The sequence below is a fragment of the Pseudomonas sp. 7SR1 genome (genome assembly GCF_900156465.1).
Taxonomy (GTDB): domain Bacteria; phylum Pseudomonadota; class Gammaproteobacteria; order Pseudomonadales; family Pseudomonadaceae; genus Aquipseudomonas.
Genome location: NZ_LT707064.1, coordinates 4,521,855 through 4,545,863 on the forward strand (window position 1 = coordinate 4,521,855; position 24,009 = coordinate 4,545,863).

At 60.8% G+C, this 24,009-nt stretch carries 29 protein-coding genes; 10 read left to right on the plus strand and 19 right to left on the minus strand.

Going from position 1 to position 24,009, the window contains the following annotated elements; translation table 11 throughout:
- Positions 1-34 precede the first annotated feature (34 nt).
- Complete coding sequence (locus BW992_RS20065; protein ID WP_076406976.1) at positions 35-808, minus strand: alpha/beta hydrolase; 774 nt, start codon at positions 806-808, stop codon at positions 35-37.
- Between the two features lie 87 nt (positions 809-895).
- On the opposite strand from BW992_RS20065, the gene BW992_RS20070 reads away from it, so the two are divergent.
- On the plus strand, positions 896-2,335 hold the full coding sequence (locus BW992_RS20070) for an HD domain-containing phosphohydrolase (protein ID WP_076406977.1): 1,440 nt from the start codon (positions 896-898) through the stop codon (positions 2,333-2,335).
- A 90-nt stretch (positions 2,336-2,425) separates the two neighbouring features.
- Here the strand turns inward: BW992_RS20070 and BW992_RS20075 are convergent, their stop codons facing one another.
- From BW992_RS20075 to BW992_RS20095, 5 genes are all read right to left on the minus strand, one after another.
- The gene (locus tag BW992_RS20075; protein ID WP_072398369.1) at positions 2,426-2,725 is read right to left on the minus strand and encodes an antibiotic biosynthesis monooxygenase family protein; all 300 of its coding nucleotides are present in this window, start codon (positions 2,723-2,725) and stop codon (positions 2,426-2,428) included.
- A 41-nt stretch (positions 2,726-2,766) separates the two neighbouring features.
- Positions 2,767-3,741 (minus strand): zinc-dependent alcohol dehydrogenase family protein, encoded by a 975-nt coding sequence (locus tag BW992_RS20080; RefSeq protein WP_072431216.1) that lies wholly within the window; start codon positions 3,739-3,741, stop codon positions 2,767-2,769.
- Positions 3,742-3,806: 65 nt separating this feature from the next.
- Positions 3,807-4,109, minus strand: a complete 303-nt coding sequence (locus BW992_RS20085) for an ArsR/SmtB family transcription factor (protein WP_072398367.1) — start codon at positions 4,107-4,109, stop codon at positions 3,807-3,809.
- 85 nt (positions 4,110-4,194) lie between these two features.
- Complete coding sequence (locus BW992_RS20090; RefSeq protein WP_072431217.1) at positions 4,195-4,872, minus strand: HD domain-containing protein; 678 nt, start codon at positions 4,870-4,872, stop codon at positions 4,195-4,197.
- A gap of 110 nt (positions 4,873-4,982) precedes the next feature.
- Positions 4,983-5,360, minus strand: a complete 378-nt coding sequence (locus BW992_RS20095; RefSeq protein ID WP_072398365.1) for a MerR family transcriptional regulator — start codon at positions 5,358-5,360, stop codon at positions 4,983-4,985.
- Positions 5,361-5,444: 84 nt separating this feature from the next.
- Between BW992_RS20095 and BW992_RS20100 the strand changes: the two genes are divergently transcribed.
- Positions 5,445-6,359, plus strand: a complete 915-nt coding sequence (locus BW992_RS20100; RefSeq protein WP_076406978.1) for an alpha/beta fold hydrolase — start codon at positions 5,445-5,447, stop codon at positions 6,357-6,359.
- Positions 6,360-6,369: 10 nt separating this feature from the next.
- Here the strand turns inward: BW992_RS20100 and BW992_RS20105 are convergent, their stop codons facing one another.
- Together BW992_RS20105 and BW992_RS20110 are read right to left on the minus strand one after the other, a co-directional pair.
- Positions 6,370-7,665, minus strand: coding sequence for an OprD family porin (locus BW992_RS20105; RefSeq protein ID WP_072398364.1), 1,296 nt, complete (start codon positions 7,663-7,665; stop codon positions 6,370-6,372).
- Positions 7,666-7,890: 225 nt separating this feature from the next.
- On the minus strand, positions 7,891-8,382 hold the full coding sequence (locus BW992_RS20110) for a DUF1543 domain-containing protein (protein ID WP_072398363.1): 492 nt from the start codon (positions 8,380-8,382) through the stop codon (positions 7,891-7,893).
- A gap of 149 nt (positions 8,383-8,531) precedes the next feature.
- Between BW992_RS20110 and BW992_RS20115 the strand changes: the two genes are divergently transcribed.
- Genes BW992_RS20115 through BW992_RS20125 form a run of 3 tightly spaced genes read left to right on the plus strand, consistent with a single transcriptional unit; the run spans position 8,532 to position 9,912 of the window.
- Entirely contained in the window at positions 8,532-9,062 is a 531-nt protein-coding gene (locus BW992_RS20115) for a chalcone isomerase family protein (RefSeq protein ID WP_072398362.1), read from the plus strand.
- A gap of 11 nt (positions 9,063-9,073) precedes the next feature.
- Entirely contained in the window at positions 9,074-9,610 is a 537-nt protein-coding gene (locus BW992_RS20120) for a DUF3833 domain-containing protein (RefSeq protein WP_072398361.1), read from the plus strand.
- Positions 9,607-9,912, plus strand: coding sequence for a DUF6482 family protein (locus BW992_RS20125; protein ID WP_072398360.1), 306 nt, complete (start codon positions 9,607-9,609; stop codon positions 9,910-9,912). The genes BW992_RS20120 and BW992_RS20125 overlap by 4 nt, the downstream gene beginning before the upstream one ends.
- 17 nt (positions 9,913-9,929) lie before the next feature.
- Here BW992_RS20125 and BW992_RS20130 read toward each other — a convergent pair whose 3' ends face one another.
- From BW992_RS20130 to BW992_RS20160, 7 genes are all read right to left on the minus strand, one after another.
- Positions 9,930-10,418 carry a DUF2878 domain-containing protein gene (locus BW992_RS20130; RefSeq protein ID WP_076407364.1) on the minus strand — a complete coding sequence of 163 codons (489 nt, stop codon included), beginning with the start codon at positions 10,416-10,418 and terminating at the stop codon, positions 9,930-9,932.
- Positions 10,418-11,680 (minus strand): SAM-dependent methyltransferase, encoded by a 1,263-nt coding sequence (locus BW992_RS20135; RefSeq protein WP_072431220.1) that lies wholly within the window; start codon positions 11,678-11,680, stop codon positions 10,418-10,420. The genes BW992_RS20130 and BW992_RS20135 overlap by 1 nt, the downstream gene beginning before the upstream one ends.
- Positions 11,655-12,464, minus strand: a complete 810-nt coding sequence (locus BW992_RS20140; protein WP_072431221.1) for a DUF1365 domain-containing protein — start codon at positions 12,462-12,464, stop codon at positions 11,655-11,657. The genes BW992_RS20135 and BW992_RS20140 overlap by 26 nt, the downstream gene beginning before the upstream one ends.
- Positions 12,461-13,708 carry an NAD(P)/FAD-dependent oxidoreductase gene (locus BW992_RS20145; protein WP_072458933.1) on the minus strand — a complete coding sequence of 416 codons (1,248 nt, stop codon included), beginning with the start codon at positions 13,706-13,708 and terminating at the stop codon, positions 12,461-12,463. The genes BW992_RS20140 and BW992_RS20145 overlap by 4 nt, the downstream gene beginning before the upstream one ends.
- Positions 13,709-13,714: 6 nt before the next feature.
- Positions 13,715-14,467: an SDR family NAD(P)-dependent oxidoreductase gene (locus BW992_RS20150; protein ID WP_076406979.1), complete on the minus strand. Its 753-nt coding sequence runs from the start codon at positions 14,465-14,467 to the stop codon at positions 13,715-13,717.
- A complete protein-coding gene (locus BW992_RS20155) occupies positions 14,464-14,886 on the minus strand; it encodes a nuclear transport factor 2 family protein (protein ID WP_072398355.1) in 423 nt (140 codons plus the stop codon). The genes BW992_RS20150 and BW992_RS20155 overlap by 4 nt, the downstream gene beginning before the upstream one ends.
- A 105-nt stretch (positions 14,887-14,991) precedes the next feature.
- The gene (locus tag BW992_RS20160; RefSeq protein WP_072431224.1) at positions 14,992-15,438 is read right to left on the minus strand and encodes a PAS domain S-box protein; all 447 of its coding nucleotides are present in this window, start codon (positions 15,436-15,438) and stop codon (positions 14,992-14,994) included.
- A gap of 128 nt (positions 15,439-15,566) precedes the next feature.
- Here BW992_RS20160 and BW992_RS20165 point away from each other — a divergent pair, with 128 nt between their 5' ends.
- From BW992_RS20165 to BW992_RS20180, 4 genes are all read left to right on the plus strand, one after another.
- Complete coding sequence (locus tag BW992_RS20165; protein ID WP_072431225.1) at positions 15,567-16,454, plus strand: MerR family transcriptional regulator; 888 nt, start codon at positions 15,567-15,569, stop codon at positions 16,452-16,454.
- A 227-nt stretch (positions 16,455-16,681) separates the two neighbouring features.
- Positions 16,682-17,770 carry a hypothetical protein gene (locus BW992_RS20170; RefSeq protein ID WP_076406980.1) on the plus strand — a complete coding sequence of 363 codons (1,089 nt, stop codon included), beginning with the start codon at positions 16,682-16,684 and terminating at the stop codon, positions 17,768-17,770.
- 214 nt (positions 17,771-17,984) lie between these two features.
- Positions 17,985-18,872, plus strand: a complete 888-nt coding sequence (locus tag BW992_RS20175) for a DMT family transporter (protein ID WP_072398351.1) — start codon at positions 17,985-17,987, stop codon at positions 18,870-18,872.
- 117 nt (positions 18,873-18,989) lie between these two features.
- Complete coding sequence (locus BW992_RS20180; RefSeq protein WP_072398350.1) at positions 18,990-19,625, plus strand: hypothetical protein; 636 nt, start codon at positions 18,990-18,992, stop codon at positions 19,623-19,625.
- Positions 19,626-19,667: 42 nt separating this feature from the next.
- Here the strand turns inward: BW992_RS20180 and BW992_RS20185 are convergent, their stop codons facing one another.
- Both BW992_RS20185 and BW992_RS20190 read right to left on the minus strand, forming a co-directional pair.
- Positions 19,668-20,213 carry a hypothetical protein gene (locus BW992_RS20185; RefSeq protein WP_072431227.1) on the minus strand — a complete coding sequence of 182 codons (546 nt, stop codon included), beginning with the start codon at positions 20,211-20,213 and terminating at the stop codon, positions 19,668-19,670.
- Between the two features lie 231 nt (positions 20,214-20,444).
- The gene (locus BW992_RS20190; RefSeq protein WP_072431228.1) at positions 20,445-21,353 is read right to left on the minus strand and encodes a LysR family transcriptional regulator; all 909 of its coding nucleotides are present in this window, start codon (positions 21,351-21,353) and stop codon (positions 20,445-20,447) included.
- A gap of 126 nt (positions 21,354-21,479) precedes the next feature.
- Here BW992_RS20190 and BW992_RS20195 point away from each other — a divergent pair, with 126 nt between their 5' ends.
- A complete protein-coding gene (locus BW992_RS20195) occupies positions 21,480-22,232 on the plus strand; it encodes an SDR family oxidoreductase (RefSeq protein WP_072431229.1) in 753 nt (250 codons plus the stop codon).
- A 125-nt stretch (positions 22,233-22,357) separates the two neighbouring features.
- On the opposite strand, the gene BW992_RS20200 is transcribed toward BW992_RS20195, so the two are convergent.
- The gene (locus BW992_RS20200) at positions 22,358-23,227 is read right to left on the minus strand and encodes a DUF6282 family protein (RefSeq protein WP_072398346.1); all 870 of its coding nucleotides are present in this window, start codon (positions 23,225-23,227) and stop codon (positions 22,358-22,360) included.
- A complete protein-coding gene (locus tag BW992_RS20205; RefSeq protein WP_072431230.1) occupies positions 23,224-24,000 on the minus strand; it encodes an alpha/beta hydrolase in 777 nt (258 codons plus the stop codon). The genes BW992_RS20200 and BW992_RS20205 overlap by 4 nt, the downstream gene beginning before the upstream one ends.
- Positions 24,001-24,009 lie beyond the last annotated feature (9 nt).

The following is a 24,009-nucleotide window of genomic DNA, read 5'->3' on the forward strand; positions in this document are numbered from 1 at the left end:
AGCGGTTGAGTTCAGGGCTGTGAAGAGGCGGCGATCACGGTTTGTCGACGCTGTTCACTGCCTCGAGGATCACCTTGGCCACTTCGGCTGGCTGCGACTGCTGGGGAACATGGCTGGTGCGCAGCTCCGTCAGGGTGGCGCCGATACGCTTGGCGGCGGAACGCTGGACATCGGGATGGATCATCCGGTCTTCGCGGGCGAGCAGGTACCAGGACGGCTTGGTCTTCCAGGCGGAGACGGTCGTCTTGTCCTCGAAGGCGGAGGCCTTGATAGGGCCTTGCGTCGCAGTCATCACGGCGGTCTGTGCCGCGGGGAGATCCTGGGCGAAGTCCTTGGCCATACCTTCTGGCGTGAGGTAGAGGAAACCGTTGCCGTCCGCCTTGATCTGACTGATACCAGGGGGCGTGGGCGCGCCTTTGCCCTGTTCGCCGCTGGTTTGTCCGGCATCGGGCGCGAAGGCGGCCACGTAGACCAGGGCGCGGACTTTCTCGTCGTTGCCGGCCTGGGTAATGACAGTGCCGCCCCAGGAGTGACCGACCAGCACGACGGGGCCCGACTGGTTGTTGAGTGTTCTCTGCGTGGCGGCCACGTCGTCGGCCAGGGAGGTGAGCGGGTTCTGCACCACCGAGACGGCCACCCCTTTGGCCTGCAGAAGCGGCACGACTTTGGCCCAATCGGAGCCGTCGGCGAACGCGCCGTGTACGATGACGACCGAAGGCGTTGTATCTTTGGCCTGGCTGACACCGGCGGCGAATGTGCTTGCAACGGCAAAGGCGACGGTGATGGCTTTCAATCTGAATGTTTTCATGGGATGAGCTCCTGTGTAGGTGCTCGAATTCTGCTGACTGGCCTGCTCGCTGGGCATCGGTCATTTATCCGACCCCAAGGTTTTTCCATGGATAGTGCGTTGCGGCTGGACATTTCATTGAGCGGAGCGCTGCGGGCGATCGGCCAGGTCGGCGACCTCAGCATGGGACAACCCCTGGGGCACTCCCGCCGCGTCGCCACGTTGGCACAGAGGTTGGCGCAGGCCGCGCACGGCGAAGGCGAGCACCTGGCAGTGGCGGAGCAGGTCGCCTTGCTGCGCTGGTCCGGCTGCACCGCCAACGCCGAAGGTTTTGCCGACCTGCTGGGCGATGACGTCGACGGCCGCCGCGCGATGCTCGACCTGACCTTGAGCCGCGAGGAAATGACCGCGGTGCACCAGGCGACCCCGTTGGCGGTGGTGCACTGCGAGGTATCCGGCGAAGTCGCCAGGACCCTCGAACTGGGTGAGGCGGTGCAGGCAGGCTTGTGTCGTGTATTCGAAACCTACGATGGGACCGGCCGGCCGCTGGGCCTGACCCATGAGCACATTCCGGAAGTCGCTTATCAGGTGGTGCTGGCCGGTGACCTGGATATCCTCAGCCGAGCCCATGGCCTGGACGCCGCCCTGCGCTGGATCCGGGACCAGTCGGATCGACGTTATCCCGCCGCGCTCGCATCGTTGCTGGCGGATAACGCCAATGATTGGCTGACCGAGCTGGAAAATTCTTCTCAAGCCCCGGCCAGTGAGCATGCCGAGCGTTCTGTCTCACTGACGTTGGTGGGGGATGTGATCGACTTGAAGCTACCCTGGCTGGCGGGCCATTCGCGGCGGGTGGCCCTCCTGGCGATGGAAGCAGCCCGTCTGTGGGGGGTGAGCGAGCCCACCCTGACGGCGCTCGGGAAGGCCGCGCTTGTCTACGGGCTCGGTCGGGCAGCAGTGTCCAACCAGCTCTGGAACACCGCCGGGGCACTGCCTTATGGCGCCGTGGAGCGGGTGCACCTGGTTCCCTACTGGACGCAACAGGCGCTCAGGCCGATCAGCGAACTGGTCGTGCCCGCGCAGATTGCAGCCCATGCCTACGAGCGGCTCGACGGCAGTGGTTATTTTCGAGGCGTGATGGGCGATGCGCTGTGTGCCGAACATCGGCTGTTCGCTACTACCGTCGCCTGGGTCGCGCTGAGGGAGGCCAGGCCGTGGAGGGCGGCCCATGGAGAATCGGAAGCGGCCAGGCTGCTCGAACAGGAGGCCGTCCGTGGCTTGTTCGACAAGGATATCTGCGACGCGGTGATCGCCGCCGCCCGTGGCGAGCGTCGAGCGCATCAGCCCAAGGCGTCGTTACTCACCGCGCGCGAGTGTGATGTGCTCCAGGAGATCAGTCGCGGCGCCAGTAACAAACAAGTGGCGCGACTGCTGGACATCAGCCCGAGCACGGTTCGCACACACATGGAGAGCATCTTTCGCAAACTGCAATGCTCGACCCGAGCCGCCGCGACCCTCAAGGGATTGACGCTGGGGTTGATCTCCTGAAGTCGGACAATAGCGTCAGTTCTCCATCAGGCTGGAAGTGCCATGGAAGATCGTCCCATTCGGCTGGCGAACACGAACGCACCGATGGCGTCAGCCCTCAAAGCTGCCCCCCTCGATATGGTAGACCTGCGGTTCTTCGGAAAAATATTCCTCCAGGCCCATCATGAACAACCGATGGTCTTCACTCGCTTCGAAGCCTGGCGTGTGATCTTCCAGTGATTGCCATCTCACGATCAGATTGAACACCTCGGGACTTTCGATCCCTTGTGCGAGCAGATGGCCGCCGTAACCTTTCGCACGGCTGAGCAAAGGGGCGACCTCGGCAAATGCGCCTCGGAACATTTCAATGCGTTCTTTGTGAACGGGAAGTCGAGCGATCTCGTAGATCATGGCGTTTCCTCTGGCTTGGCTTGATGATTGAAATTACCCACTCAAGGAATCAGCGATGGCTCCACTGCGATCGCGATTTTTCCTTGGAGACCGTTGTTGGGCGTTTCCAAACGGGCATGGGCGAGGGCAATGTCGGCGAGCGAATAGACGGCGCCGACATGAGGCCGCAGCTGACCGCGCGTTATCAATGCACTGAGCTCATCCAGCTTGCCGCGGTTTTGCCGGGTGAACACGAAGTGATAACTGGCGTTCTTGCCCCAGGCCTGGATGAGGTTTTGTGGCTGTGCGATGTCCACGATGGTGACGACGCGGCCAAGCTGGGCCAGCACGTCGGAGCTGCGTGACAATGTGTTGCCGCCAATGGTGTCGAAGACGACATCGACGCCGCGACCATTCGTTTCCCCCATGACGGCGTCGACGTAATCCTGTTTTTCGTAATCGATGGTCACGTCGGCCCCCATGCTGCGGGCGAATGCGGCGTTTGTCTGGCGTACGGTGGTGAACACCCGGGCTCCCATGGCTTTGGCCAGTTGAATCGCGACATGACCGACGCCGCCCGCGCCGCCGTGGACAAGAATGCTTTCCCCGACCCTGAGCGCCGCACGCACCACCAGCGCTTCCCATACTGTCCCGCCGACCAGGCTCAGGCTTGCCGCCTCGAGGTGGCTCAGCGAGGAGGGCTTCTTACCGACAATGCTTTGGGCGGCGACGTGGTACTCGGCATAACTGCCTGGGCCTTCGAATATCTGTGGCGTGTACCAGACTTCGTCTCCCGGAACGAAGGCCGTCACCCCTGGCCCCACTGCTTCGACAACGCCCGATACGTCGTGCCCGGTAATGGCCGGCAGTGGTACCAGGTCGGGATAGTCGCCACGTCGAACCTGGTAATCCAGCGGATTGATGGACGTGGCGTGGACCCGCACCAGCACTTGCCCGGCTTGCGGTACGGGCTTGGGTACTTCGCAGAGCTCGAACGATTCAGGACCGCCGAATGCCTTGAGAATCATCGCTTTCATGGTTGAAAACCTCGTATCGATAAAAAGGGATATCGAGATATCTCGATATATTGCGGCAAAAAAATCTACAGCTCTTTCCCTATGATCTCGGCCAGTGCACCGATGGCCGCTTCATTGCGCTTGTAGTACGTCCACTGGCCGATGCGCCTGACTTCCACCAGGCCGACTCGTTGCAACGTAGCGAGGTAACCCGACACCGTCGACTGCGACAGCCCGATACCTTCCTGGATACTGCTGACGCAGACGCCGACCGTGAGAACGTCCCCTTCATCCTGTGGAGGGAAGTTCTTTACGGGGTCCTTCAAACCTTTCAGGATCTGAAGACGCGTAGGGTTCGAGAGGGCTTTGAATATTTCGATCAATTCCATGCGCCGAGGATATCGAGATTTACCGATATGTCAATACGAAAAAATTGGTCCGCCCGGTTTTTCCTCGGCCGAAGCATGCCGCTCTTCAGTCGAGGCGGCCGATGGCGTGGGCAAGGTTCGCACGTGCCTGTGTTTCAAACGCGTCGAAGTAAGTGGCAGTCGTATAGAGCCGCCCCCGGGCCAGAAAGCCCTCCAGCACCTGGCGCCGCTTTTGGCGGTAAAGGGGCAGGGGCACGTAGCTGTATTCCTGACGGATTTGCCGGTCGTACTCCTCGAAGCGTTCGGGCGGCGCCCCGAGAATCGCCAGATCCGTGTCCACCAGCACTGCCTGGTCTGCCGAAGCAGGGGCTGCGTCGTGCCGCGTCACCATGACCAGGTCGTACAGCCTGCGCTGTGTTTCGGCACACAAGCCGTGATCCCGAGCGACCTCGGCCAGCCACTGGGCACTGCGCAGCTCGTTGTCGTTGCGAAGTGGATCGTAGATCGCATCATGGAACCACAGGGCGAGGTCGACCTCGGCGGCTGCCTGGCAGCTGGCGCCGACGCCTCGTCTCACCCGCAGGCACTCAGTCAGGTGCTGGCGGTTGTGGTAAGCGCGATGTGGTTCGTCGTAGCGCCGAATGAGTGCTTCGTATGTCTCGTGCGACGCCGCTGTGACGCCCAGCACCGACCAGGCACGAGCCCAGGCCGAAAAGTCCATCGCGCCGGTGTCTTCATGTGTATTGGCTGGAAACGGGGTGCTTTTTTCTGATGATGCCGTCATTTCGTGTCCTTACCATCAATCCAGGGGCTTAGCTGCATGTGCTGGCAATAACCAGAGGAGGCGATACCTGATACAAGGATTGATTCGCCGGTCAAACCGAGCGATCTCGATCAGCCTCCTGAACTTTCAATCAGCATGGCGCGCAAGCGTTGGCGTTGTTCTTCGAGTGCATCGATCTGTCGTTCGAGCCTCGCCAGCCGCTTGCGTTGAGTCTCGGTGATGTCCGCGCAGGCTTTCGCTCCTTCGATCAACAGCATGCAATCGGGAAAGCTGCGGATTTCATCCAGGCTGAAGCCCGTGGCGATCAGGCGCTGGATCTGCTTCACCTGGGTGATGGCTTTTTCCGGGAACGCCCGGTAGCCATTTTCGCTTCGCGTGGAGGCCAGCAGGCCATGCTGATCATAATGACGAATCGAGCGCACGCTGACGCCGGTGGCCCGGGCCAGGGCACCGATCTTGAGCACGGTGGGGGGCGATATCTGGTTCATGGGCGAACGATAGCATTGCGGCTTGACTGTGACACTAATGTCAGGGTCCAGGCTGTGCTCTTTCAATACTTGAGGAGCTTGAACATGATGTCGTTCAAATGCATCAACCACGGGCGCAGCTGGCTGGCTGGCCTGCTGCTGATGGGCGCGTCCTGGCTGGCACAGGCCGCCGTGCAACCGTATACCGTGACGGCGCCTGACGGTGTGTCCATCGCGGTGCAAGAGGCGGGGGACCCGAACGGTCAGCCCATCATCTTCATTCATGGCTTGCTGGGCAGTCATCTGAGCTGGGAAAAACAAGTCGAGAGCCCTGAGCTTCAGCGTTATCGCCTGATCACCTACGACCTGCGTGGGCATGGGCGTTCCGGCCAACCCGGGGAGGGCGATGCCTACAGCGACGGACGACGTTGGGCCGATGACCTGGCGGCGGTGATCGCAGGATCAGGCGCCCGACGCCCCGTCTTGGTGGGATGGTCCCTGGGGGCTGCCGTAGCGACCAACTACCTGGCCGCCTATGGCGACGAGAAGATCGCCGGCGCCGTTTACGTCGGCGGCGTCATTGAGCTCAAGCCTGATCAGATCGTTGCGCACCCCTCTGTGTACAGCGGCATGACGTCGCCTGATCTCAAGACCCACCTCGATGCCGAGCGTGAGTTCGTCGCGCTGTGTTTCGCCACACGGCCTGATGCCGATACTTTCCAGCGTTTGTTGGCCAATGCGGCCATGGCTTCCGAAAACATGCAGAAAGCCGTGCATGGCATGTCGCTGGACGCCCCCAAGGGCCTGGGTGCGATGCACAAGCCGTTGCTCTTGATTTATGGGGCGCGTGACGCCCTGGTGCAGGCCGAACCGTCCTTCAATCGCGCCAAGGCGTTGAACCCCAGCGTCCTCGGCAAGTTCTACCCGAGTTCGGGGCATTCTCCCTTTCTGGAAGAGGCGCAGCGGTTCAATCATGACCTGTCTGCGTTCGTTGACGCTGCGATGCGCGCTCGGCGATGAAGCCGGCCGCTCACAGCTTCAACGGGTATTCGATCACGATGTAAATCCGGTCGATGTCATCCCCGCCCTGAGCGCTGTTGGCCCGATGGGACACGTGGGATACCTGCATGGACAAATCCTTGGCCGGCCCGGAGGGCACGATGTAGTGCAGGTCTATATCCCGTTCCCAGTGGCGTCCGCCATCCCCTTGTTGCGGGACGAACTGGCCGGTGTCCGGGTCGAGTGGGTTATACGCTCCACCTTGGGGGGCATGGGTGCCGTCGATACCGCGACCGGTGACGTAGCGGGTCATGAATTTCAACCCCGGGACGCCGAAAGCGCCCAGGTCAAGGTCATAGCGGGCCTGCCACGAACGTTCGCCGGCACCGTTGAAATCAGCGTATTTGATGGAGTTGGCAAGGTAGATCGAGTCGCCGCCCACAAAGTCGAATGGCGTGTCGCCCTGGATCTTCTGATAGGCCAGCGTGAATCCCTGTGCGCCAAGGGTGTATTTGCCCGACAGGCTGTACGCAGTGTTATCGATCCTGCCGGACGTAGCGTTGCCGTAATCCCGGGTGTGGTAGACGTTGCTGTCCAGGAAGAACCCGGATCGCTTCAGATGTGCATTGGCGTAGTACTGACGCCAGGTGTCGGTCAGCTCGGAAGCGTACAGGGCGCCGCCCAGGGGCTGGTCTTCGAAAAATTGGGTACCGAGAAAACTGATGCTGCCTGGGTCAGTGCTTGCCCCGTAGCCCGTGAAGTCCCCTTCGCTGGTGGAGGCGTCCTGATTCTTGAACGCGGTGAACCGCCCGGCCTGCACGTGCACATCGTCGAACTCCCGACTGTCGAGCAGAAACCCTGTGGCATATTCCGGTTGCAGGCGTTTGTCGGCGGTGTCGAACACCGGAGTTTGCACGGTCATTTCACCGTAGGCCAGGGTGGTTCTGGACGAGCGCAGTTTCAACGCGCCACCGGCACTGGAGTATTCGCGCTCACTGCGGCCTTGCGAATCCAGCGGCAGCAATCCCGTTCCGGAATGCCCTCGGCCGCCATCCAGTTTCAATCCGAGAAAACCATGGGCATCGACACCGAACCCGACAGTGCCGGGGGTAAAACCGGAGGAAAACGAGGCGATGAAACCTTGGGCCCACTCCTGTTTGTAGTTTTTGTTCGCCGGGGAGGGGGATCGGTAGTCGTTCTGCAGGAAGAAATTTCGGCTCAGCACGCCGAAGGTCGAGCCGGCCATGACATCCTGCACCGAAGGCTCGGCAGCCAGGGCCGTGGTGCTGGAGCCGATCAGCACCATGGATAGCCAGAGTCTGTGCATGGGTTGTGGCCACCGTTGCGTGCAAGCTTCATTGCTGTAAAGGCGCCGGGTTTTCACCGCGTGATTTGTCGTGTGCATGCTACAACCGGTTCGGTGACTTCAAAGGGGGCGTCGGGCCATGTATGCGGGCGTGGGAAAGGCTCGCGCAGAGGGCTTGATTATTGGCTGCGGGGCTCTGGCGAGTGAGTTAAACGTTGTTAATTTCAAGCGGAACGCGTCGGGGCCTCAGATCAGGATGTAATCGCTGCGTTGGCCAATCCCCTTATGAGCGCCTGGAACCAGATGCACGTAACGGCCATTCACCAGGTCGACCGGCAAGCAATCGTCCACCTCGAGTACCGCGTCGGTGTGTGACTTGAGCCAATCGGCCGGCATGCGTTGCCTGCCCAGTTGTCTGGCCTGGGCCTTGTTCTGCGCCACCACCAGCAGGTAACGATGTGCCTCGCCAAACACACCGGGTTCGTAGCCCCCAAGGTTGATGAAAAACAGCCTCGGATCGTCGGGCCCCGGGGCCAATTGGCCGAGTTCGACACGGTAGGAGTCGATGCCGTCGACCTCCAGCCACGAGTCGATGTGCAGGCCCTTGGGGCTGCCGAACCAGGCGTCGCGCAGTTGCGGATACGCCTGTTGCAGTGAGTCCGCCTGGGCGAACAGCACATCATGTACTTCAATGCTCGCCCTTGGATGACGGCCACCGAGCATGACGATGTACAGCATGGATAACTCCTTCGGGACGCGTAAGGCGCGACATTCTGCGGATGATGGGGCGTTTATTCAAAGTCGTGAAAAACCTATACATGGTTTGAAATTATCTGTACAAGAAACTAGTCTTGTACAAGTATTTCTCTCGCCCTGATAGGTGCCTCATGGCAAATCCGGCTCGTTGGGCCTGCCTCTGCTTGCTGTTGACGGTGATGTCGTCGGCGGCAGCGGACTGGCGCACGACATTGCCCACGGCGCAACGGCTGGGAGGCGGTGATTTCACCTGGTTTGGCCTGCGCCTCTATACCGCACGGTTGTGGACTGTCGGTCTTGTACATGACTGGAACCAGCCTTTCGCCCTGGAACTGCTTTACCACCGATCCATGTCCCGGGACACGCTGGTGCAGGCCAGCCTCGAGGAGATGCGCCGCCTGGGTTCCGGTAGCGTGCTCCCGCAAGACATCACGACCTGGACTGAAGCCATGGAAGCGGCGTTCGTGGACGTTCGCCCCGGCATGCGGATCACGGGACTGTATCTGCCAGGAGAGGGCTGCCGCTTCTATGTCGACGGCAAGCTCAGTCGGGAAATTGCCGACCCGGTTTTCGCCCGGGCGTTCTTTTCCATCTGGCTGGATCCCCAGGCCCGAGACCCACAACTGCGTCAACGCCTGCTTGGCCTGGCTGACAACGACTGAGGAACATGAACATGTACAAAGCGCTTGTGCTGGTAGCCTGCCTGTTTCTGGGCAGTTGCGGCAATGTCGGGGTCGAGCATTACGCCGGGGAGCAGCCACGTCTGGACCTGGCGGCTTTCTTTTCTCGACCGGTGCAGGCCTGGGGCATGTTCCAGAAGCGCTCCGGGGAGGTGGTCAAGCGCTTTCATGTGCGTATCGACAGCCGTCGGGAAGGCGAGCAGCTGATCCTCGACGAACATTTCCTCTACAGCGACGGCACGCGTCAGCAACGCACCTGGACGCTGGTGCCGGATGGCCCGGGCCGGTGGAGCGGCACGGCGGGGGATGTGATTGGCCAGGCCCGCGGCGAAGTAGCCGGCAATGCCCTGCGTTGGCGTTACCGATTGGACCTGCCGGTGGACGGAGAACACTGGCAGGTGGATCTGGATGACTGGATGTACCTGATGGATGAGGACACCCTGATCAATCGCTCGAGCATGAGCAAACTGGGCGTGGAGATCGGTCAGATCACCTTGTTCTTCCGCCGCCTGCCGGAGGGCACACCATGAACCTGAACAATCTCGCCGAGCGAGTCACTGCCGGGGAAGTCCAAGAGCTTGAACTGCTGTCGCTGGAAGGAGGTTTCTACATCCTGCGGGCCCTTACTGGCACGGGGCCGATCACCCTGAGCGATGCGCAGGGGCAACCCCTTCGATTGCGCTCCACCACCGAGCTGCGCCAGTTACTGGCGGACATGCCTGCGGTGCCGTGCATGCTGGTGCAGCAAGTGGTGCATGACGAGATGTGCGGCCTGCGTGATGGCCCCGTTGCACCGCTGCGGGTACCGGTGTCGCTGACGACCCAGTGGTAACCGGTGGATGCTGGGGCTCAGCGCCACGCCGCGATGCGCACCAGCAGCATAAAGACCAATGCCCACACCGCGGATAACAGCAGCGCTGTTTCCACGGTTCCCAGGGGCAGGTCCACATTCGCCAGCCTGGCGCCGCCCAGATACGCCAATGGCCCCCCAAGGGCACCCAGCAGTGCGCCGCGCCAGATGGGTCGGCCTGCCCAGGCCAGGCTGTGACGCAAGCCGCTGGCCAGCACCAGCCACAGCAACCCCAGCCACAAGGGCAGCGGCCTGGCGTCGAAGCTGAACACACCCAGTGCCCCCAGCACGCTGTCGAGCACGCAGCCGGCCAGTGCGACGCGCAACAGTGCCTTGGCCTCGGCAGCCAAGTCCGGGCAAAGCCACAGGTGCACTGCCAGGCCGAGGGGTACCAGGAGCAACAGCCAGGGGCGCTGCGCGCCCAGGACGCAGATCCACCAGCCGGCCTGCAGCCAAAGGGCGTTGCCGATCAGCCAGTATCCGGGCATCAGGCTGGCCCGGACATTGGCGCGCGCCGTGCCTGGGGCGCCGCCCACAACAGTTGTGCCACACCGATGGCACGCTCCTCGAAGCCGCCCTGGCAATAACACAGGTAGAACTCCCACAGGCGCTGGAATGTATCGTCGTAGCCCAGCGTGGTCAGCTCGGCACGGGCATGGCGCAGGTTATCGCGCCAATGTTCCAGGGTGCGGGCGTAGTCCAGGCCGAAGTCCTCCAGGTGCACGAGGTTGAGCGGGGTGTGCCGGCTGGCGGTGTCCAGCATCACGCTCAGCGAGGGCAGGGCGCCGCCAGGGAAAATGTAGCGCTGGATGAAATCCACCGAGCGCCTTGCCTGGGCGTAGCGCTGGTCGCGGATGGTGATGGCTTGCAACAGCATGAGTCCATCGGGCTTGAGCAGTGCCGCACACTGGCGGAAATACACCGGCAGATAGCGGTGCCCGACAGCCTCGATCATTTCGATCGAGACGAGTTTGTCGAAGGTTCCTTCAAGGTCACGATAATCTTCACGCAGCACCGTCACCCGCGCCTCCAACCCCAACGCCTGAACACGCTGCAGGGTATGAGCGTACTGCGCCTCGGAAAGCGTCGTGGTGGTGACCCGGCAGCCATGGCGGGTGGCGGCGTGGATCGCCAGGCTGCCCCAACCACACCCGATTTCCAGCAGATGATCGCCGGGGTGTAATTCGAGTTTCTGGCAGATGCGCTCCAGTTTGTTCAACTGGGCCTGTTCCAGGGGCTGCCCGGGGTGTTCGAACTGGGCGGCCGAATACATCATGGTCGGATCCAGCAGCCGTTCGAACAGGGCGTTGCCCAGGTCGTAGTGGGCCAGGATATTGCGTCGTGAACCGCGCTTGCTGTTGCGGTTCAACCGGTGCAGCAAACGCAGGGCCGGACGGCCGAAGCGTGCCAGGCCACCTTCCAGGGCATCGAGCACGTCCAGGTTGGCGACGAACAGGCGGGTCACCCGTGCCAGGTCCGGGCTGCGCCAGTAGCCATGGATGTAGGCCTCGCCGGCACCGATCGAGCCATTGCCGGCGATCATGCTCCAGGCGGTGTCATCCAGGACCTCCACTTCGGCCTGCAAAGCGCTGTCGGCATCGCCAAAATTCCACTGCTGTCCGTGGCTGAGCAGGCGCAGATGGCCGTGGCGCAGTTTGCCCAGTTGGGCGAGCACAGCGGTTCGCGCGAGGCCGCCGAGCAGAGGCGCCAGGCCCGCGGACTTGCTAACGCTCAGGGTAGGATTCGACATGATCGGGATTCTCGCAAGGTTGGCCGAGCGCCAGGTTGCCCCGGCGGGTCGTGTGGTCATGGATAGGGGTACGTTTGAACAACAGGCGCAGGGCTTGCCAGTAGATGGCCGAGACGGTGCGCAGGCTCATCCAGGGGAAGGCCAGGATGTATCGATGCAGTGCCTTTCGCTCCAGCGGTTGGCGGTGCAAGGCGAGGTCGGCCTCGAAGACCTTGTCGGCGCCTTGCCAGTTCTCCATGTGGATGCGGACGCGCTCCTCGTCCAGGACGAATCGCAGGCGATACTCCATGTCCAACGGCATGAACGGCGACACATGGAAAGCCTTGGCCATGGCGAATGACTTCGCATGAGCGTCTTGCACCGGCAGTACATAGTGAAAACGTTCATGCCAGGGGGTGTTGCGCACTTCCAGCAGGATCGCCGTCAGATGCCCGTCCCGGTCATGGCAAAAATAGAAACTCACCGGGTTGAACGACAGCCCCCAGCAACGCAGTTGGGTGAGCAAGCGGACCGGGCCCTCGGGCATCTGTCCCGTGGCCTGACCGACCAGCAGGCGGGCAGCCTGGGCCAGCGATTCACCCTGGCGGGTCAGCGCCGGCAGGTAGTCGGTCTCGCGCCAGCTCAGGGGCGCCAGGCGCCGACGCCCCAGCCACCGAGACAGGCCCAGCAGCCAGGTTTGCTCGTCCAGGTCCAGGTAAAACATGCCGGTCCGGTAGCGAAAAGCATGGCGTCGCGGCGACAGGCGCCGATGGCTGATCCAGCCCAGGCAAAGGCTGCTGTTCACAATGATTCTCCGAAGTGCTCAGCCACCTTCAGAGCACTGACCACGCCGTCTTCGTGAAAACCGTTGCCCCAGTAGGCGCCACAGTAATAAGTGAACTGCTGGCCCTGCAGCTCCGCCTGGCGCGCCTGTGCGGCGGAGGCCGCCAGGCTGTACTGCGGATGGGCGTACTGGAAGCGGGCGATGATTTTCGCTGGATCCACGAGCGCCGTCTGGTTGAGGCTCACGCAGAAGGTCTCCGGCGCCTGGAGGCCTTGCAGGATGTTCATGTTGTAGGTCACTGCGGCCGGAGCCTGCTCGGTGCCGCCGAGGCGGTAGTTCCAGCTGGCCCAGGCCCGGCTTCGGCTTGGCAGCAGGCGGGTATCGGTGTGCAGCACTACATCGTTGTCGGCATAGCCGATGGCGCCCAGCACGGCTCGTTCTTGCAGGCTGGGCGCTTCCAGCAGCGCCAGGGCCTGGTCGCTATGGCAGGCGAACACCACGTTGTCGAAGCGTTCGGTGCCGGCGGCGCTGACAAGAGTGACGCCTCCTTCGTCACGGCTGACGCGCAGGACTTTGCAACCGAGGCGGATCCGTTCGGCAAACGGCCGGCACAGCGGGGCTACATAGCTACGCGATCCGCCCTGGATAACCCGCCATTGCGGACGATCATTCACCGACAGCAAACCGTGGTTGCGACAGAAACGCACGAAGAACTGCAAGGGGAAGCCGAGCATGTCAGCCCGAGACATGGACCAGATGGCCGACCCCATCGGCACGATGTAATGGTCGATGAAGCGGTGCCCGTATCCTTGGGCCTGCAGGTACGCACCCAGGGTGGTGTCGGTATCGATACGCTGACTGTCCAGGTCGGCCAGGGCCTGGCGGTTGAAGCGCAGGATATCGCGCAGCATCCTCCAGAACCCCGGGGATACGAGATTGCGCCGTTGGGCGAACAGGGTGTTCAGGTCGTGGCCGTTGTATTCCAGGCCTGTGAGCGGATCATGGACAGAGAAGCTCATCTCGGTCGGCTGTGAGGTCACCTCGAGCTGATCGAGCAAACGGATGAAGTTCGGATAGGTCCAGTCGTTGAATACGATGAAGCCGGTATCTATGGCATAGGGCTGACCACGCCAGATTACATCGACGGTATGGGTGTGGCCGCCGATCCATTCGGCGGCCTCGAACACCGTCACCTCGTGTTTGCGTGACAGCAAGTGGGCACAGGTCAGGCCCGCGATGCCACTGCCAATAATCGCTATGCGCATTGATCGTTATTCCTGTTCATGACGGGCCAGGCGTTGACCGAGAGCCAGACGCAGGCGCGCGGGCAGCGCCCCGAGCAGGCGCAGCACCAGGGTGAAAATGCCGGGGAAATTGATCTCCAACGGGCGTCTGGGCAGACGCCGGGCGATGTGTGTGGCGGCACGCTGCGCCGACCACAGCAGGGGCATGGGGAAGTCGTTGCGGCGCGTCAGCGGCGTGTCGACGAAGCCGGGGCTGACCAGGGTGACGTCGATGCCCTCGCGGGCCAGGTCGATGCGCTGTGACTCCACCAGATAGCGCACCGCGGCCTTGGAGGCCCCATAGGCACCGGCCCGGGGCAAGGCCAGCCAGGTCACGGAGCTGCCCATCACCACCAGGTGGGGGCGTTGGCCGGCGCGAAGCAAGGGGAGGGCCGCCGCCAGACAGTAGCTGACGCCCAGCAGATTGGTGCGCAACACACGCTCGACCACGGCCGGGTCGAACTGGCCCGGCTCCAGGTACTCGCAGGTGCCAGCGTTGAGGACCGCCATGTCCAGCGCCCCCCAGGCCTGCTCGATCCGGGCGGCGATTCCGGCAACCTGCTGCGGGTCGTCCAGATCGCCGATGGCCAGCAATACCTGCCCCGGAAAGCGTTCAGCCAAAGGAGCAAGGCGATCGGCGCAGCGACCACCCAGTGCGACCTGATGACCTTGCTCCAGCAGGCTTTGCGCCAGGGCGGCACCGATACCGCTGCTGGCGCCGGTCAGCCAACAGCGGCTCATGCCAGCCTGCCTTTGAGCCAGCGGATTGCGCCGCCCATGACGGGAATGTGTTCGTAAAGCAGGGCGCCAGCGTCGAAATAATCCTGGTGGAAGTGGACACGGTCATGCCACTGCAAGTGACTGCATCCCTGCAAGGTGATCTGTTGTCCATGGGCCAGGCGTGAATGGCGGAACTGCAGGGTCCAGCGCAGGTAACCCTGCCCGGGCTGCACTTCGTCCGTGCCGCTGATGAGGTAGCGGATATCCTCTGCGTTGGCGTACAACTGGGCGAAATAGGCCCGCAGGTCCTGCAATCCGCGAATATGGTGCAGAGGGTCGCAGAAGACGACATCTTCACTGTACAGCTTTTCCAGCGTGTCGAGGTTATCCCCATCGAGGCTGGCGAAGCGCTCGGCGAATTGCTGCAGATAGGCTGACATGGGTGGCTCCGGGCAATCTTGTACAAGAAAGAATATCTGTACAAGTATTGCTGAAGCCTAAGGCTAAATCTGTACAAGTCAATGGCTTTGTACAGTTATTTTGAGTCAGCGTTTGACTGCGTCCAGTTGGCGGCGCAATTCAGCGACTTCTGCCTCCAGTTCGCGGACCTTCTCTTCGGCCGATATCTGCGCGGTGACGTCACGCTGGATGCCGATGTAATAGGTCAACTGATCCGCCTCATTGTGCACGGGCGTGATGGACAGTTCGTTCCAGAACAGGCTGCCATCCTTGCGGTAGTTACGCAGCACCTGGCGGCAGGGCCGGCGTTCGCGAATCGCCTGGCGGATGGTCGCGATGCCCGCCTGGTCATGATCCTGGCCCTGGAGAAAACGGCAATCCTGATAGAGGATGTCGTCGGCGCTATAACCGGTGAGGCGCTCGAAGGCAGGGTTGGTGTAGATGAGGATGCTCTCGTGGCCCTCCTGCTCGGCGACGACGATGCCATCGTTGGAGTGCTCGACCATCAATTGCAGGAGTTTGGCGTCGATCATGGGGGTCACCTACAGGATTATGCGGCGCTATGCGAAGCGCCGAGGCGGTTCGCTACATGATGACCTACGCAGGCTCGCCGCAAAAGGTATCTATGGGTTTAGAATGTGCCACCCTTCGGAAAACCACTATGACTCAAACCCCTTCACCCGATCTGCTGCCCATGCGGGATGTGGTCAGCCTGACCGGCATCAATCCGGTGACGCTGCGTGCCTGGGAGCGGCGCCATGGGCTGATTCGCCCGCAACGCACCGACGGTGGGCATCGGCTGTACACGCCCGACGATGTCCAACGGATACGCGATATCCTGCGCTGGACTTCCGATGGCCTGCCCATCAGCAAGGTCGGCGAAATGCTCCAGGGCGAACGCGATGAGCCCCCTCGGCAACTCAATGCCATCCAGGATTGGCGCGCCGCCGTATTACGCGCCACGAAGGCATTCGATATCCAAGCGCTGGAAGAGACTTATCAGCAACTGTTCACGCTCCTGCCCAGGGCAACGGCATTGCGTGAAGTGTTGATGCCGGCCTGGCACGAGCTGTCATCAGGCAGCGCGTTTGGCGAGTGCAGTCAATGGCTGCTGCTCGATACCTTCCTGCGCGCTCGCCTCATGCTGCGCTTGCAGATGAACCAGGTCGAAGCCCCGCGCGTACTGCTGGCGGGCACCGAAGGGCATGCCGAGTTGCAACTGCTGTGCGCCGGTGTGCTGTTGAGCGGTAGGCAACAACGCATCGAAGTGCTCGGCTGTGGGCAACCACTGGAGGAGCTCCCCTTGCTCTGCGCGGCGATCCAGCCTGCTGCGCTGGTGATTGCGGTACAGGCACCAGTGAGCCCGATCCTGGCCAAGCGGCTGCGTTCGTTGCAGATGGAAATCGCCTGTCCACTGGCCCTGACAGGGGCGGGATCGGCGGGTTCGCAGGCTGCCTTGCAAGGTATTCCGCTGTGTCTGTTGAACGAGCAGGACGCCGATGTGGCAGGGGTGCTCAGTGCCTTGATCAAGGGCACCCTGGACCTTTGATTTGCATGGCCTACCGTGGCTCCGCTACGTATAGCCCGCCAGTATTGCTCCTCCTGGCCCGAAAAAAGATCGTAGGCCTGCACGCCTTGCCAGCGGATATCTGGGTGGCGATCACTACGACGCTGGTTCTTGCCATGGAAAAAATGATGGTAAAGTGATGGCGTTGTCTGAGGGTCAATCGAGCTACGCTGGACGTTTTCAAGAGCCAATTCGAGCAAGGAAGCCAAATGAATCAAAATGCATCCGCCACTGAATTCCAGCTACCTGAGCGCATAGGTATCGCAGCTGACCTGTGTTTTTCAGTTTCAGATCATGTTGGCTACCTGGCGGATTGTCTGCTCGTTCATGACGAAGTCGTGATTCCACTCGACGCTGCGGTATTGAACCGACTGGAGGCAGCTTTTGATACGGGCCCCCTCCATCTGCTGATACAGAAAAAACGTATTCGTTTTTGCCCGTCCTACTCGTTAAGTCATGCAAACGGCGTCGAGCCGCAAACGTATGATCGCGATCGATTTTTCGCCAGTGTCCGCGACAGGGACATGCATAAGCATGGCAGTGATCGCGATGCGCTGTTCAAGGACATAGAAGACACGTTCGTTGACCCGATTGGATTCAACTACTCGACCTGGTTGCCAGCCAGGGATGTCATTGAAGATGCCTTCGCTTATTACGCAGGGCGTCCAGGTTATGAGTTTCTCTTTCCCAGCGCGCGGTACTATCTGAGTGGTGCAATAACCGGGGTCGCCAGAATGAATGACCTGATGCTGGCCGGGGTCCCCTCCATGGAAATGGATCTGGAGTTACCTCAGTTATTGGAATTGTGCTACCCCATCAAACGATTGAAAGGCGCCTCCCCAGAAGCTGACCATTTCGCGGCAAAGGGTGTAATCGAGCAACTTCATAAGGTTCAGAATCTTCCAACGTTTGAAAAGCTCGCTTCAAGTTCACTCAGGCGAGAAGAGGAAATCAAAGACATCGTGGACATCATCTTGAGTGATGAAGCCCACGACCTGAAGTCTTGGCTGGCAAGAAATCTGAAAGCCGATCTTGATGTACGTGCAGCCTATGATTCGGCTGAAAAGCGGCTGCCGTCCAAAAAGTCATGGACGAATTGGGTCAGGTTCGGGATGTCCACCGGCGTCGGTACGGTTGCCGGTTTGTTCCTGGCTGGACCACCAGGTGCCATAGCGGGGGCAGCGATAGGAGCAGCAGATCTGGCCGGAGGTGAAAAAGCAGTCGCTCTTTTTGATGGCTATCACCCTAAATTATGGCTATCGCACATACAACGAACCGGGCTACTGAAAAAAATCTGATCCCGATCGCATCGGGTGCGTATGCCTTGAGCAAACGCCTCCAGCAATGACAGGCGAAAGTTCATGTTTGCCTGCAAGCAGCGTTCGCGCACCGTAGCCGGACGCTACCGTCCTACCTCAGACGTCCTCGACCAGCCACAGGTCGTTTCTGGAATATCGAGGCGCCCAGCTAAGGGGCAGTGTGCTGATGACCTGCTGACGCCGATGGATTCTCATGAGTGACCCAATGGAACGCATACCCTTGGCGCAGCAGGTGCCTCGCCCGCAGCTGGGGATTGTCCTGTGCCTGCTGTCGATGATGATATTCGCGTTCCAGGACGCGATCACCAAGGTCATGGTGAGGGACCTTCCGGTCACCCAACTGGTGATGGTCAGGTATTGGGCCTTCCTCGCGTTCGCCATCGTCTACAGCCTTTGCAAGGGTGGTTTGCGCGCCGCGTCCAGAACCCGTCACCCTTATCTGCAGGTCATCCGCGCGCTGATCGGCATTGGCGAGATCGCCTTGTTCGGCATCGGCCTGCGTTATCTGGGACTGGCGCAAACCCACGCACTCTTTGCGGTATTCCCGTTGATGACGTTGGCTTTGGCCGGCATTTTCCTGAAGGAATTCGTCGGAATCCGCCGATGGCTGGCGGCAGCGGTAGGCTTTGCCGGCACCCTGGTCATCCTGCGCCCGGGTAGCGGGGTATTCGAGCTGGCGGCGCTTATTCCCCTGATTGCAGCGCTGTGCTTCGCTGTTTTCAACGTCCTGACGCGAAGAATCAGCCAGGGCGACGCCTTCGCCACCAACATGCTCTATATGGGGTTGGTGGGAGCGGCCGCCATCACGCTGGTGGGATTTCCCGGCTGGGTCGCGCCAAATCCGTTGCAATGGGCATTGCTGGGCGTCCTTTCGATCACCGGCGTCGTGGCCCAGCTGCTACTGTTCCAGGCCCTGCGCTATGCGACGGCTTCTACTTTGCAGCCTTTCAATTACACGCTGCTGGTGTTCGCTACGCTCATTGGATTGTTGTTCTTTGGCGAGCTTCCCGATATCTGGACGGTGACAGGAGGCTGCATGGTCATTGCGGCCGGCTTGTACGCGGCGCGGGTCGCGAGGTAAAGCCCAGGCGAGGGGAGAGAGCCTAGAGATGATGGCCTTTTGATTTCAGCTGGATCCGGCTAGAATTCGTGCCCCTCTCAGTGAGCGGCATGTAGAAATTCACGCAAGGAAGTTGATATGCAATTTGCAAAAGCCATAGGCCTCGCCTTGGCCCTGAGCCTCAGTGGATGCGCCAGTTTCACCAAAGATGAAGTCGCACCCGTGAACCTGCCTTCAATGGCCAGCTACTCGAACAAGCCAAACGTTTATGTCGACTTCGATTTCTATCAAGGCGAACCTGGCAATGCCAAGGCCACCGAGGTGCCACAGGCGCGTGACATGCTCAAGCCCGAGCTGAAACGAACCTTCGATGAATCGGGGCTCTTCGGGCGGGTGGTCTTCGACGAGTTCCAGAAGCAACCAGGCGACTACAGCCTTCGACTGAAGGTCTATAACCATGCGCCAGGCGGCGGACAGCTGGTATTGGCGTTCATCAGTGGTTTCACACTGGGTGTGATACCCGCGGTAGGAACCGACCAGTACACCATGAGCCTTGAAACCCTGGACGATCAAGGACAGCCCCTGGCCAAGTCCAGCAATCATGATGCGATCAATACCTGGATCGGCATCTGGTTCCTGCCGCTGGCAGGCAACACGCCCAAGGCTGCGGTCACCGATACCTTCAACCGGCAGGTCAATGCGCTGTTGAAGAACTGGGTCGACACCAACCGCATGAAATACTCCGCTGTCGACACCCGCATTCCAAGGGGCTGACACTGATGAAAAAAAGAGCCGCAATCGCGGCTCTTTTCTTTATTACTTCAACGCTTGAGTGAACTGTGGGTCGCTGTACAGGCTCTTGAGAAGATCGTGCACCATCGGGTTGTAATTGTTCGCGGCTGCCGGAATGGCGATTGCGCCAATGAAACTACTGTCCCATTCACGTTGCACGTCCTTGGTGGACTCGTACAACACCTGATCACCTTTACGCAGCGTGAAGCGTGCCGCCAGTTGCCCGTGCCCAGTGCCCATGCCTGCGGTCAGCTGACTCTTGACCAGCTGAACCTGCAGCTGCCGGTCAGCACGTGGGTCCAACAGACCCGCCTGGCGAAGCTCATCGTTGATCGCGGCCTGGATATGCAATGGAACGCTGCCTGCGGGGGAGGAAATCGGGTTCATGCGCACCATCAGCGACCCTTGGCCGGAATCGGCATTTACCTGTGCTTCGCGCAGAGGCTGCATGGGTTCGTTTTTCTTGAGCTGCTGAACGTTCTGGAAATCGGGTTCATAGCGGGTCATGGTGACACCACAGCCCTGGAGCAACAGAGCGCAGATTGGTAGAGCCAGATAGAGCTTCTTCACAGCAAATCCTTATGTGCTTTTTTGAAGGGAGGGGATTATCGGCAGATAGCTATTGGCCATCAAGGAATAAGTTCTGCGGCAGCAGATACGCCTGACGTCGTGGTAGCTGCGATGTGCGATGAACCTTGCTCATTGCCGGAGCCGAAACGGTTCAAATGAGGGCCAACCGACGAGACGGCCGATCTGGAGCAGACCGTGATCCAGACCTCTGAATCCAGTCACCATGTCCTTTCACGGCACCGGAAAAGGAATATTGCCGTTCAGGGCCGCAGTTCTCGAGAACACCTCAGCCATGAAGTCCATGAACACGATTGCCCGCGTGGGGAGCAGTCTGTTGGCGACATAGACGATCTGCACCGGGACGGGCGGAGCGACGTGGTCCGCCAGGATGAGTTGCAATCGACCACTGCTCAAGCCTTCCTCAAACAGCCACGCGGGCCCATGTCCCACCCCCAAGCCTGCCGTGACCGCAGCACTCACGGCGTCGGGCGAGTTGACCCGGAACCTGCCGGAAACCGCAATTTCAGCGTCACGCAAGCGCCAGGTCGCCCCGGACGCCAGCAGGGTGTAGATGACGCAGTCGTGGTCGCGCAGGTCATCCGGTGTCAGCGGGACTCCGCGTTTGCCCAGGTAGTCCTTGCTGGCCACGAAGACGCGGTCGTACCATCCAAGACGCCGGGCGCGCAGGGCGCTGTCTTCCAGGTGTCCGATGCGAATGGCAAGTTCGGTTCCTTCATTGACCAGATCCACGTAGCGATCGTTGAGCTGAAGATCCAGGGTCAGTTGGGGGTAACGCTCCAGAAACGCCGGTACGTGCGGCAGCACGAACGCGTGTGCAAGCGCTGTCGGGCAGGCTACACGCAAGAGTCCCGACGGCTCGATGATGTTTCGCAAGGACGACTCGGATTCATCCACCGCATCGAGGATTCGCCGCACGTCCGCATAGTAGCGTTCACCCTCCGGCGTCAAAGACAGCTTTCGCGTCGAGCGGTGAAGCAGACGCGTCTGCAAATGCTCTTCCAGCGCCGCCACGTAGCGACTGACATTGGGTTGCCCCAGTCCCAGGTCGCGGCCCGCAGCGGAAAAGCTTCCGGTTTCCACGGCGCGTGCGAAGCATGACATCAAGAGAAACCGATCCATACCACTCCCTGGATTCATGTAATTTCTGCATGAATCATATTCAAAAGCTGGATCTTATCTATTTGTTGGCATGAGCGCACATTCTCCATCCCGACCGTGTGGGTCGCTATTCCCAGGAGAAACCAAATGTCGCGCTTGCAAGGTAAACGTACTCTCATCACTGGCGGCACCAGTGGCATCGGCCTGGAAACCGCAAAGCAGTTTCTGGCCGAAGGCGCCCGGGTCATCGTCACGGGCGTCAATCCCGATTCGATCGTCAAAGCTCAGGCTGAACTGGGATCCGAAGTCCTGGTACTACGGGCCGACTCGGCCAGTGTCGCCGCGCAACAGGAACTGGCACAAGCCGTCAAGGACCACTACGGCCAGTTGGATGTTGCTTTCCTCAATGCCGGGATATCTGTCTGGCTGCCCATCGAGCAGTGGACACCAGAGATGTTCGAGCGCTCTTTCGACATCAATGTCAAAGGCCCTTACTTCCTGATGCAGGCGTTGCTGCCGGCCTTTGCGAATCCTGCTTGCATCGTACTCAACACCTCCATCAGCGCACATGTGGGCGCGGCCCGCTCGTCCGTGTATGCCGCCACGAAGGCTGCATTGTTGAACATGTCGAAGACACTTTCGACTGAACTGCTGGGACGCGGTATCCGTGTCAACGCCGTCAGCCCCGGACCGATCGACACCCCCCTGTACGATAAGCTCGGGGTTGCGGATGCGTATCGCGAGCAAGTCAACAAGGAGATCACGGCAAGCATTCCGCTTGGCCGCTTCGGTACGGCCGAGGAGGTTGCCAAAGCGGTGCTGTATCTGGCGTCCGACGAGTCGCGCTGGACCGTGGGTTCTGAAATCGTCGTTGACGGTGGCCGCCTGCTCAATGGGTAAGCGCACCGCCCGGATGTTGGGCGAAAGCGACTTGGCATCGGGCCGATGCAACGAGGCGCTGAAGGTTTGCTTCAGCGCTGAGCGACGCGCCGACCTACTGGCGAACAAAGCGCGCGCCTTGCGCACTACAACGCCAGCTGCAACAGTGCCTGCGCGTGCCCTTTGCTGACCTGCTGCGCTCGCTCAGTGCCTAACCCCATTTTTTCAAACCACAGCAAGCTGTCTACCTGCCATTGTTCGATATCAGGCTGAGAGGTCTGGCCCAGGTCGGAACTGTAGAGCGCCCTGGGGACTTCGCACAGGACCTTGCTGAAGTCTCCCCAGGGCTGGTAGCCGAGCAGATAGGTCAGGGCGGTTTGTTCGGTGTAGACCATGGGCGCTTGAGCCAGCTCCAGCAGAGCGGTGGCGTCCAACCCGGTCAAGGGATTGGCCGGCTGGTTGAGCATAAGCCTGGGCACATCCAACCGCACCGCCGCGTCTACCAAAAGACGTACTTCCCGGGCGTCGGCATGACCGGTGGAAATGACGATCGGATAGTCCCGGGCCATCCGCAGCACATCCAGGGTTTGCGCATTGAGTTTCCCCTCCTGACTGACGGTGAGCGGCCGGATGGGGTATTTATCCAGAATCCAATGACTACTGTTGCGTTTGAGGCGGGACTGGTGGGAGCGACCTGTGACGGTGGGAAGGTGCACGATCAGCCGGGCTTCGCTGTCCCCGTGGTGGCACAGCGAACGCTGCACCACCCTGAAATCGATACCGCCGGCGATTTCATTGAGAACCACCGAGCCTGAAACCGGAAGCCCTTCCTGCCTGGCCTCCCAGGCTTGGGACGCGCTGCAGCCAAGGTGGTTCTTCAGCACCACCCAGCCGTTCAACGAGCGGTAATGCCGACCGGCCTCCATCACGCCATGGCGCCGCAGGTACGCGTCGGGACCGGCGTGATAATGCACATCGATGAAGTCAGCCTCGAACAAACCCAGCGGGCGGCTCATGCGGCCACCTCCAGGTTGATGCCCAGGTGATCGCGCACGGTGCGCATGACCAATGCCGGCGCGTCGAGCAATGGACGCATGCCGCCATCGGGAATGGATAACCGGCAGTGGCGGGCCTGATCGTTGACATGCACGTTTATACCCCGCACCAGCTGCGACTGTTCGCCATAAACCGCCAGCAGTGCGCCGGAAAAACCGTGGCTCGCTTGTCGCAGGTCGAGGCGATTAAGCAGCCGGAAACCCAGGTGCAGGCGCCTGGCCTGGCGTGCGGCGCTGGCCTGGTCGATGGCGATTGGCCCGCTGGGACGTATCCGGGTCGCCGGTTGTACAAGCTGGTCGAGTAGCTGGAGCGCTTGTTCGAGATCGCCGAGCAGGGCCAGGTCAGCCATCTTCCCCAGTCGACCGTCGAGGATTCCATCGGCGAAGGCAGGGGAGGACAGCAATAGCACTTTGCTGATGTGCGGGGCGAGGCTGGTGCCGAGTAGCGCCTGGACGACCGCGCCACCCAAGGCCGATCCCACCAGCAGATCGATCTGGCCCAACGCCGACAACTCTTGGCGCCAGCGCTGTGAAAACTCTTCAAGCGATTCGTTTTCGTCGCCCAGCAGCGATAGCGTGTCGAAGACCACTATCCGGTAACCCGCTTTTACCAGTGGTGCGATCATGGGTTGGAAGAACTGCCCTTCATCCCATACGGGCATGACCGGCGACATGACCACTGCCAGTTGATTGCCGTTGCCCCAACGGCGGCTGACTGCATTGGACGTTTGCATAATCCTTCT